Genomic DNA, 2,471 nt, shown 5'->3' with positions numbered 1-2,471 from the left:
GGTGCGCCATGAAGCGCTCTGACTATATTCCCGGTGCAACCGGGAGGAACTGGAGGGATGTTCCTGGGCCCAATGGCTTACCTGGAGTCGAAAGGCGAAGGGGACCGTAGCATGCCAGAAAATCAGCGGCCGCGCTCAAGTGCGGAGGCGGTGCGCTGAGAGGCCCGCGTGACATGGCGAAAGCTAGACTGCCTGAACCCAAATCTCCAGAGATGCAATGGCATGACATCCGCCGGAACCGCATTTGACACCGGCGCCGCGTCCTGCAGGGAAGTCACTGCGTATTCTCTGCAACCTCCGGACTGCGGAACGATTCCCAGTGAGGGAATTCAAGGGGATGAGTTGGGCGCCTAAATCACGCTAGACACGTATGTCGGAGACGAACATGGGATCGCCTAAAGGGATAGAAATCCCCATGGCGACGGAGGTCCCGTAGTAGTCGCAGGAGTAACGACCTGCCAAGGCGGGCGGTAACACCGCCCACAGGGCGAAGGGGACCAGGAGACCCGGATATGAAGATCACTGGGAGGTATGCGTAATGCAGAGCGCCGAAACAGTGCTGAATGTCCTGCGCGAACGCGGCAGGCACGGTCTGCCGTGCAACGAACTGTACCGACAGCTGTTCAACCCGGATCTGTACCTGCATGCCTACGGGCGGATCTACGCCAACAAAGGTGCGTTGACCCCCGGGGCCTGCGAGGAAACCGCAGACGGCATGTCCGAGGTAAAGATCGCAAACCTGGTGGAAGCCCTCCGCCACGAGCGATACCGCTTCCGCCCGGTCCGCCGCATCCACATCCCCAAGAACAACGGGAAGATGCGACCGCTCGGATTGCCGTCATGGTCGGACAAACTCGTGGGAGAAGCAGTGCGCCTCCTTCTGGAGGCATACTACGAACCCCGATTCTCCAACCTCTCCCACGGTTTCCGTCCCGAACGGGGATGCCACACGGCCCTGAGCCAGGTGGTCATCAACTGGACAGGGACGACCTGGTTCATCGAAGGGGACATCTCGGATTGCTTCGGCTCGCTGGACCACGACGTCCTGCTGTCGATCCTGGCCGAGAGAATCCATGACGCCAGGTTCCTCCGCCTCATCCGACAGATGCTCCAGGCGGGGTACATGGAAGACTGGGAGTGGAACCCGACCCTGTCGGGGACCCCGCAGGGCGGGGTCGTCTCTCCACTCCTGTCCAACATCTATCTGGACAAGCTGGACCGCTTTGTCGAGACAGTTCTCATACCGGAATACACCCGAGGAAAGACCCGGGCCAAGAACCCGGAGTACCGGACCCTGGAGAACGAGATCAACCGCCTCCGAAAACGGCAGAAATACTGGGGGGAGAAAATCGAAACCCCGGCCGTCCGCGAGCTGCGCCAGCGGCTGCGACGTCTGCCGGTCGGAGACCCTCGCGATCCCGGATTCCGGCGTCTGCGGTACGTCCGCTACGCGGACGACCACCTCCTCGGGTTCATCGGACCGAAGGCCGAAGCCGAGACGATCAAGCACCGTCTGAGCCAGTTCCTGCATGAAGAACTCAAGCTGGAACTCAACCAGGACAAGACCCTGATCACCCACGCCCGCACACAAGCGGCACGGTTCCTCGGCTACGAGATCACCGTCCAGCACGCAGACACGAAGATCACCCGCGACCGGCGCTCCCGCACGGGGGCCCGCAACACCAACGGGAAGATCGCCCTGCGTGTCCCCAGGAAGGTGATCGAGGCCAAAGCAGCCCCGTTTCTCAAACGCGGACACCCCGCACCCCTACGCCACCTGGCGGGACTCACACCTTACGAGCTCGTCAGACGGTACGGCGCACAGTACCGGGGCATCGTTCAGTACTACCTGCTGGCCGGCGACGTCTGGCGACTCGACCGGCTCAAAGGGGTGATGGTCACCTCGCTACTCAAGACCCTTGCCTGCAGGCACCGTTCATCGGTGACCAAGATGGCCGCGAAATACAAGGCCACGGTGAACACACCACTCGGTCTCCGCCGGTGCTTCGAAGCAAGGATCGACCGGGTAGGCAGGAAGCCGCTGATCGCACGGTTCGGAGGAATTCCCCTCGTCCAAAAGAAACACACGGCCATCAACGATGCGCCGCGTACCCCGTTCGAACCGCACCGCCACCAGCGGGGCATCCGACTCATCCGTCGGCTGCGCCAAAAGTGGTGCGAGGTCTGCGAGCGCCCACGGCCGGTGGAAGTCCATCAAGTCCGTGGCCTCGCCGACCTCAGGAAGCTCGAACTACCGCCCGAGTGGGCGGCCATCATGATCAGGAAGCACAGCAGGACACTCGTCGTCTGCGCACCCTGTCATCAGGCCGTCCACAAGGGCACTTGACGAGGTTCGCGCACCAAGTCTCTGGAGAGCCCGCTGCATTGAAAGGTGCACGGCGGGTTCGGGCCGGGGGCCACTGGAAAAGGACCCGCACGCGCGGAAACCTCGCCAGTGGCCTACCGGTACT

1 protein-coding gene is annotated in these 2,471 nt (G+C 62.3%); it reads left to right on the top strand.

Going from position 1 to position 2,471, the window contains the following annotated elements:
- Positions 1-538 precede the first annotated feature (538 nt).
- The gene (locus C2142_RS00005; protein ID WP_174315561.1) at positions 539-2,347 is read left to right on the top strand and encodes a reverse transcriptase/maturase family protein; all 1,809 of its coding nucleotides are present in this window, start codon (positions 539-541) and stop codon (positions 2,345-2,347) included.
- The last annotated feature ends 124 nt before the right edge of the window (positions 2,348-2,471 follow it).

The sequence above is a fragment of the Streptomyces sp. CB01881 genome (assembly GCF_002953255.1).
Taxonomy (GTDB): domain Bacteria; phylum Actinomycetota; class Actinomycetes; order Streptomycetales; family Streptomycetaceae; genus Kitasatospora.
The sequence above is the reverse complement of the archived record's forward strand: the minus strand, read 5'-3'. Positions and strand labels throughout refer to the sequence as shown.